Origin of the sequence: Microcoleus sp. SVA1B4 (assembly GCF_036700545.1) — a bacterium.
Taxonomy (GTDB): domain Bacteria; phylum Cyanobacteriota; class Cyanobacteriia; order Cyanobacteriales; family Microcoleaceae; genus Microcoleus.
This window is the reverse complement of record NZ_JAUBPB010000120.1, coordinates 1-7466: the sequence shown is the minus strand read 5'-3', so window position 1 is coordinate 7466 and position 7466 is coordinate 1. Positions and strand designations below refer to the sequence as shown.

Below are 7466 nucleotides of genomic sequence, written 5' to 3'. Positions count from 1 at the left end.
GATTTTAAAATCCCAAAAGCCTTTCGACCCCAATTATTTGACTGCTACCCCTTGACAGGTCAAGACAGTATCTACGGTTCAATTGTACCTGGTGTTGATTCAATACATTTCAAACTACCGCGTCCAAGCCAGCCAGCGATTAAACAAATTTTTCACAAACGGCGTCAAACGAGTGCGATTGTAAGCATCTCCGGCTTTCCGAATTGCATCAGCTTGTGTCGGATACGGGTGAATTGTGCTAGCAATCTTTCCCAAACCAATATTGTTAACCATTGCCAAAGTAATCTCGCTGATCATATCCCCAGCGTGTCGCGCTACAATAGTTGCACCTAATATTTTATCGCTACCTTTTTTGACGTGAATTTTCACAAATCCTTCCTCTTCGCCGTCAATAATTGCCCGATCGACTTGATTGAAAGGAATTAAAAATGTATCGATATCAATGCCTTTTTCCTTAGCCTCGTGTTCCCCAATTCCGACGCGAGCAATTTCCGGGTGTGTGTAAGTACACCAAGGTATCGTCAAAGCGCTGAGCTTTTTGCGCCCGAAAAATAGAGTGTTTTGAATTACTATTCTCGCGGCAAAATCAGCAGCGTGAGTGAATTTATGTTTCATGCAAATATCGCCTGCGGCATAAATGCGGGGATTAGTAGTTTGCAAATTGTCGTTGACAAATACGCCTGTTTGTGTATCGTATTCTACGCCGATCGCCTCCAGATTCAATCCTTCGACGTTGGGCGATCGCCCTGTACTCACAATAATTTCATCTACTGTTACCGATGCTTCCTTACCTTGAGATTTATAATAAATTACTTTGCCTGCATTTGTTTTCTCAACGCGCTCTATTTGGGATTCAAGTATTAGCTGAATTTTTTCCTTTACAAAAGCCTCCTGCACGATTTTAGCAGCATCCGCATCTTCCTTGTCTAAAATCTGAGCATTTTTGTGCAACAACACGACTTCCGAACCCAGTCGCCGAAAGGCTTGAGCCAATTCGCAGCCGATCGGCCCGGCGCCAATTACTGCCAAACGTTGCGGTTTTTCGGTCAGGTTAAAAACAGTTTCATTTGTCAGATATCCAGCTTCTTGTAAACCGGGAATTTGCGTTTGTCGCGCCCTTGCACCTGTGGCAATTACTGCTTTTTTAAAGCGGAGAGTTTGACCTGCAACTTCTACTGTATTATTGCTAGTAAAACGACCCGAACCTAAAAAAACATCAACTCCTAATTTATCTTGGTAGCGTTGAACAGAATCAACATCGCTGATTCCCGCCCTGATGCGGCGCAGCCGTTCCATCACAGCGGCAAAATCCACTTCTACACTGTCAGAAACATTAACACCAAATTTATTTGCTTCCCAGATATCGCCAACAGTGCGGGACGAGCGAATTAAAGCTTTTGACGGCACACAACCGACATTCAAACAGTCGCCGCCCATCAAATGTTTTTCAATCAAAGCAACTTTCGCGCCCAAACCTGCGGCACCTGCAGCCACAATTAATCCGGCGGGTCCCGCGCCAATTACTACTAAATTATAAGAACTAGCCGGCTGCGGATTTACCCAATCGGGCGGATGCAAATAGGAGACTAATTTCTGGTTGTGTTCGTCCATCGGGGGGACAGTTACGCGATCGACTTTTGATTGTGACATTGGCAAATTCTCCTAATTAAATACTTTTTTCTAAAGCTTTGCTGGCTATCCGAGTGATAAAGACAGTAACAGCGACAGTAGCGAGAAAACTGATAATATTAATCAACCATTTTACGGCGGAATCTTGAGGATTTGCATACACAGTTTGCGTGCCTATCGCAGCAACCTCTCCCACCAAAGAACCGGAGTAAACGTACATAATTGTACCCGGTATCATGCCAAAGGAACCCAGCACGTAATCTTTCAAAGAAACTTGAGTGATTCCCAGAGCGTAATTCAATAAATTGAAAGGAAATAAAGGACAAAGACGAGTCAAAAAAACTATTTTTAATCCTTGTTGGGAAACGGCGCGATCGAGAGCATTAAACTTGGGGTGAGATTCCATATATTTTACCACGCGATCGCGACACAAATAGCGCCCGATCGCAAAAGCAAATACAGCACCTAAAATGGACGCCACAAAGACGTAAACCGAACCCCACCACAAACCAAAAATCGCTCCCCCTCCCAGCGTCAGTACCGAACCCGGTACAAACAGCACAGTAGCCAAGTTATAAGTAGCTACAAAAGCCACTGGCCCCCACCACCCTAAATCCTCGATCCGCATTAACAGAGTTCTCAAAACATCTTGAACGTAGGCAGAGCGAGTTGCTACAATTAAGAGAGCGAGCAAAAGTGCGATCGCAAAAAACAACACGATGCGTTTAAGTTTTACCCTAGCATAATCTTGGATTCGTGCTTTTGCCATGATTCACCCGCAAATATTTATCAGCATTATACTCCAAACTTAAATTATTACTGTAAACTACCCTACAAGCGATCGTCATGACACCAAAAGCCCAACTTCCAATCCCCGAACATTTTGACCCCGAAAAATTAGGCGAAGTCTGGCGAGTACCCTACCAAGAACGCGCCGCCCAAGCGAAAGATTGGGCAAAGCAGCACAACATTCAGCCAGCATCCAGCGACACAAACAGCATTTGTTTGCTGATAATCGATGCCCAAAATACCTTTTGTTTGCCCGAATTTGAATTATTTGTGGGCGGGCGTTCCGGTAGCGGCGCAGTTGATGACAACCTGCGACTGTGCGAATTTATTTACCGCAATTTAAACGCAATTACAACCATTGCGCCGACAATGGATACCCACACCGCCATGCAAATTTTTCATCCAATTTTTTGGATAAACGAAGCTGGCGAACACCCCCTACCAGCCGCAACTTCTATTACACTCGAAGAAGTCGAAAAAGGCATTTGGAAAGTCAATCCAGCCGTCGCCAATAGCATCAGGGGGGGCAATTTTTCAGCACTGGAAAAACAGGCTTGCCACTACGTCAAAAAACTCAGCGCCGATGGGAAATATCCCCTGACAATTTGGCCCTATCACTCAATGTTAGGTGGCATCGGACACGCCCTGGTTTCTGCGGTGGAAGAAGCTGTATTTTTTCATACTATAGCCCGCAACAGCCAAGCAGTTTTTGAGATCAAAGGCGGGAATCCACTGACTGAAAACTATTCGGTTTTGCGGCCTGAAGTTTTAGATGGATTCGACGGCAATCCGATTGCGGAAAAGAATGCTAAGTTTATTGAGAAATTGCTCGATTTTGATGCGGTAATTATTGCCGGACAAGCCAAAAGTCACTGCGTTGCTTGGACAGTTGATGATTTGTTAACGGAAATTTTGGCGCGAGATCCGAATTTGGCAAAGAAGGTTTATTTGCTGGAAGATTGCACTTCGCCTGTGGTTGTTCCGGGTGTTGTTGATTTTACGGAACAAGCAGATGCAGCTTATCAAAAATTTGCGGCGGCGGGAATGAATGTGGTTAAGTCTACTCAGTTAATGGAGAGTTGGCCCGATATTTATTTAGACAGATAGTGTTTAGAGGAAAGCTAAAATGAGCATAGTTAGCTTGTTGGTGAGGTAGAATAGAGATAACTTAGCAACTGGCTATTAGAACTAATCGCTTAACTTTATGAATACCCTCGATCACGTCCTCGAAACTGCTTTGAAGCTCACCTACGAACAGCAGGAAATGTTGATTAAAATTCTACAAAACCGTCACCGCGAAAATCGCCGTGCAGAAATAGCTGCGGATGCCCAACAAACCTTGGCTGATTTCCGTGCAGGCCAATTTCGACAGCAATCAGCCGAGGATGTCGTTGCGACTTTGCGCCAGTCTTTGCACGACGAGTCAGAATCATGAGACGGCTGATTTTAACCCCTAAATTCAAACGGGCATTCCGAAAGTTTGTGAGGCGAAATGCTGACCTCCAGCAGCGCATTGAAGATACTCTTCAACAAATGGAAGCAGACGTATTTTTGCCTGCCTTGGGTACCCACAAACTCAGCGGCCAACTTGACGGTCTTCAGTCTTGTTCTTGTGGCTATGATTGTCGTGTTGTCTTCTCTATCGAACAGGATACCGAAACTAACTGTGAGGTCATTGTTCTGCTAGATATCGGGACGCATGATGAAGTTTATTAGCACAAAATCCGTTTCTAATACTTACTTGTCCGTGGGGTGGGGGCGGGTTTTTGAGACGATCAATTTTAGGCGGTTATGGTTGGTTAAACCCGCCGCTACATTTCCTGATTTCTAATACTTATTTCCCATCCAATCGGGGTACTCCTTCCAAAAAACTGCCGCTCAGCATTAACTCAGTCATCCGATCTAAGCTGCCGCTGATTTTTAAATTTTTATCTGTTTGAAAGCGCTCAATATCTGCTTGCAAATTACCAGAATTATATCCTAATTTACTCAAATAGTCAATAGCTTGCTGATTGCTTAACAAGATATCCGCAGACCGGAAAATCGGCACGTATTGATCGCGCCAAACCTGGGCAAAAGTTGCCCTATCTAAAAAGAAAATCCTGCCCCGCGCCGGGTCTCCAATGGCAGCTACACTGTCATTCATTCCCAGCAAAGCCACCGCGTGCGGTAGCTTCCGAGGGCCGTCAAATAGCCAAACTGCTAGCACTCCGGGGCGATTAATTTGCTGAATTTGCTCCCAAGTTGGCGTTAGTTCGATCGCATTTACGCCCAAAGCTCTTGCTGCTACAATTATTTGTGGCATCGAAGTTCCCAAGCGACTCGTCCGTGCAAAACGCGCTACACTCGATTCCGTCGCCTCGATTCCCCAACGCCTTAACACTGTTGCTAGGGCGGCGGGGGCGCAACTGCTGTTAGATGTTTGCCGAAATACACCGTTTGGCTGCAAATTATCTATTAAATCAGCGTAAATGGGCGCCAGAAAATAGTTTTCAGCGCCTGTAAATCCTCCCAATCCCAACAAGCCAATTAGGATGACTGCGATTACTTGCGATCGCGCCGTCAACCAGCTTACACTAAAGCCAATACCGCAGACTCCCATCAACATCACTCTGAGTAAAGTCCAAGTAACTCGCATTCCGTGAAAGCGCCACTCGATCGGCAAAGCTGGCATTTGAGGCAGATTTAGAGCCAGTAGCAGCAAGGCAATATAAAAACCCAAAAACAGCAGGGCGATCGAATTTCTGCCCTTAAACAAGTCGTTAGCCGTCACTCCCGATCGAACTAACACCCGCCCGAACCGCATTCCCCAGACAAACAGCACCGAACCCAGCACCAGCGTCACTACTATTTCCATGAACTCAAAATTGTGTTGCTTAACTAGGTTGTAACATTTATGCGATCGACTTGAACCCCAATCAATAGTGGGAGAGAGGAACACTGGGAAAGAGAAACAGTGGGGGAGAGAATTTGACCACGAATTTCAAAGGTGGTACCCGCCACGTGATTTATCCGTGGAATCAATCCAAAATCGAAAATCCTCAAGCCCCCGCATTTATCTCGCGCAAGTCAATCGAAAATCTAAAATCTAAAATCTAAAATCGATTGACGATGTTTGGGTTTGGTTCCTGAATTTCCCGCTACAATCGAATAAACAGGATTTATCCAAAATCGAAGCAGGCAAAACAACCCTTAATCCTAAAGGCTTTGACCTGCATAGCTTGCTCGCTATTAAGTTTTTTCAGGTTTTTCTTGATGAGTCTGAGTCAATGGTTGAGAATCAGATAATTCAGCTACCTAACCCAACAGGAGATATTGCCATGTTTGCCAACTTAAAGCTGAGAAACCGGAGGCGACTCGGATATGCAGTTCCCATTGTTTTGAAGGAGATGAATTTGTTTGTTTTTTAAAGAGAGGAAAAAATTAAGATGATTAACTTCAAAGCCACCAAATTAAGAGAGCGTATTCTGTGGGGATATTCCCTACCGATTTTGCTGTCAGTTGGAGCCGCTACTTTGGTTTTCTTTAATGCTAAAGAAGTAGAACAAAAAGCCAAAATTCTAAATAATTCTAATGCTGTTGTTATAGATTTAAAAACTCAACAGCTAGGATTTGCAGGTATGCAAAAAGCTGCTCGGGGGTATTTTTTGGCCAAAAATAGTGCTTTCTTAACTGAATACAATGAAGAGGCAAACAGCTTTGACAAATCCTATCAGGATTTACTTAATCGGGCACAAAACCCGCAACAGCGCCAGCGGCTAGATGAAATGAAGGTCTTAAAAAATCAGATAGACAAAATCTATAAACAAGCCTTTTCTTTGGTTGAGCAAGGTAAGCGAGACGATGGAGTTAACTTATGGAACACACAAATTGTACCAAAGCTTCGTCAGGTTGATGCTATAGCTAAGGAGTTTCAAAGCACCGAGGAAGGGATTTTAATTGATCAAGAAAAAGAGCAAATTCAAGCTTTGCAGTTCCTGACTACAGTGGTGATTTTAAGCACTGCTTTAGCTGCACTTACGGCAATTGTGCTCGCTTTGTGGATTGCTTCAGGCATTGCAAAGAGCATGAATCAGTCAGTCAATATGATTGTTAGTTCTTCCACAGAGATTGCTGCCACAGTTGAACAGCAGGAACGCACAGCCGCCCAGCAATCGAGCTCTGTAAATCAAACTACAATCACAATGGATGAGTTGGGCACTGCTTCCCAACAATCAGCCCAGCAAGCCCAAGCTGGTGCGGAATCTGCACGGCAAGCTTTAAAGATCACTGAAAAGGGAACCCTAGCAGTGGAGCAAACACTGGAATCGATGACAATATTGAAAGAAAATGTCGGGGCGATCGCGGCACAAATTCTGAAATTGAGCGAACAAACCCATCAGATTGGCAATATCTCTACTGATGTCACAGATTTAGCAAATCAAACAAATATGCTGGCACTGAATGCCTCAGTAGAAGCAGTCCGGGCGGGTGAAAACGCCAAAGGTTTTACTGTCATAGCCACAGAAATCCGCAAACTAGCAGATAAAAGTAAGAAATCAGCCGAGAAAATTAACCGCCTAGTCGATGATATCAAGAATGCGATAAATTCCACCGTAACGGTGACAAAGGAAGGTACTAAAACAGTAGAAGAAGGAACCATAATCAGTCAAGAAACGGCAGCAGCTTTCTCGGAAGTAGCAAATGCGGTTAACAATGTGGTATTGAACAATCAACAAATTTCTCTAACTGCTCAACAACAAGCAGTTGCTATTAAACAAGTAGTGGATACTATGAACAGCCTCAACCTATCTGCAAAAGAAACAGCTAGTGGTATTACTCAAACCAAAGTAGGCACTCAACAATTGAACGATGCAGCCCACAATCTCAATTCAATTGTCTAAATGGTGCTCAGTGTTTTGGGCTAGCAGACTAGCAATTGATAGCATTGAGTCAATCGATTTTAGATTTTAGATTTTAGATTTTAGATTCAAGCATTGACTTGCGCGAGATAAATACGTTCGGCAAGTTTCATCGGATACAGGTTTTTTATTTCTGGACGGATGAAT

At 44.0% G+C, this 7466-nt stretch carries 7 protein-coding genes; 4 read left to right on the top strand and 3 right to left on the bottom strand.

The features are described 5' to 3' along the window. Positions 1-114: 114 nt before the first annotated feature. Both QT987_RS29030 and QT987_RS29025 read right to left on the bottom strand, forming a co-directional pair. Positions 115-1650: a mercuric reductase gene (locus QT987_RS29030; RefSeq protein WP_333246907.1), complete on the bottom strand. Its 1536-nt coding sequence runs from the start codon at positions 1648-1650 to the stop codon at positions 115-117. A 16-nt stretch (positions 1651-1666) separates the two neighbouring features. Further along, on the bottom strand, positions 1667-2398 hold the full coding sequence (locus tag QT987_RS29025) for a TVP38/TMEM64 family protein (protein WP_333246905.1): 732 nt from the start codon (positions 2396-2398) through the stop codon (positions 1667-1669). 77 nt (positions 2399-2475) lie between these two features. On the opposite strand from QT987_RS29025, the gene QT987_RS29020 reads away from it, so the two are divergent. The 3 genes from QT987_RS29020 (at position 2476) to QT987_RS29010 (ending at position 4134) form a co-directional block, all read left to right on the top strand. Beyond that, positions 2476-3525 carry an isochorismatase gene (locus tag QT987_RS29020; RefSeq protein WP_333246903.1) on the top strand — a complete coding sequence of 350 codons (1050 nt, stop codon included), beginning with the start codon at positions 2476-2478 and terminating at the stop codon, positions 3523-3525. A 97-nt stretch (positions 3526-3622) separates the two neighbouring features. After that, positions 3623-3853: a hypothetical protein gene (locus QT987_RS29015; protein ID WP_333246902.1), complete on the top strand. Its 231-nt coding sequence runs from the start codon at positions 3623-3625 to the stop codon at positions 3851-3853. Continuing rightward, positions 3850-4134, top strand: a complete 285-nt coding sequence (locus QT987_RS29010; protein ID WP_333246900.1) for a type II toxin-antitoxin system YafQ family toxin — start codon at positions 3850-3852, stop codon at positions 4132-4134. Before QT987_RS29015 ends, QT987_RS29010 begins: the two co-directional genes overlap by 4 nt. Positions 4135-4252: 118 nt before the next feature. On the opposite strand, the gene QT987_RS29005 is transcribed toward QT987_RS29010, so the two are convergent. Continuing rightward, entirely contained in the window at positions 4253-5275 is a 1023-nt protein-coding gene (locus QT987_RS29005; protein ID WP_333246898.1) for a cysteine peptidase family C39 domain-containing protein, read from the bottom strand. A 571-nt stretch (positions 5276-5846) separates the two neighbouring features. Here QT987_RS29005 and QT987_RS29000 point away from each other — a divergent pair. After that, a complete protein-coding gene (locus QT987_RS29000; RefSeq protein ID WP_333246896.1) occupies positions 5847-7301 on the top strand; it encodes a methyl-accepting chemotaxis protein in 1455 nt (484 codons plus the stop codon). The last annotated feature ends 165 nt before the right edge of the window (positions 7302-7466 follow it).

Coding starts and splice junctions, on each gene's coding strand:
- QT987_RS29020 (WP_333246903.1), top strand. CDS start 2,476: ATGACACCAAAAGCCCAACTTCCAATCCCCGAACATTTTGACCCCGAA.
- QT987_RS29010 (WP_333246900.1), top strand. CDS start 3,850: ATGAGACGGCTGATTTTAACCCCTAAATTCAAACGGGCATTCCGAAAG.
- QT987_RS29025 (WP_333246905.1), bottom strand. CDS start 2,398: ATGGCAAAAGCACGAATCCAAGATTATGCTAGGGTAAAACTTAAACGC.
- QT987_RS29015 (WP_333246902.1), top strand. CDS start 3,623: ATGAATACCCTCGATCACGTCCTCGAAACTGCTTTGAAGCTCACCTAC.
- QT987_RS29030 (WP_333246907.1), bottom strand. CDS start 1,650: ATGTCACAATCAAAAGTCGATCGCGTAACTGTCCCCCCGATGGACGAA.
- QT987_RS29005 (WP_333246898.1), bottom strand. CDS start 5,275: ATGGAAATAGTAGTGACGCTGGTGCTGGGTTCGGTGCTGTTTGTCTGG.
- QT987_RS29000 (WP_333246896.1), top strand. CDS start 5,847: ATGATTAACTTCAAAGCCACCAAATTAAGAGAGCGTATTCTGTGGGGA.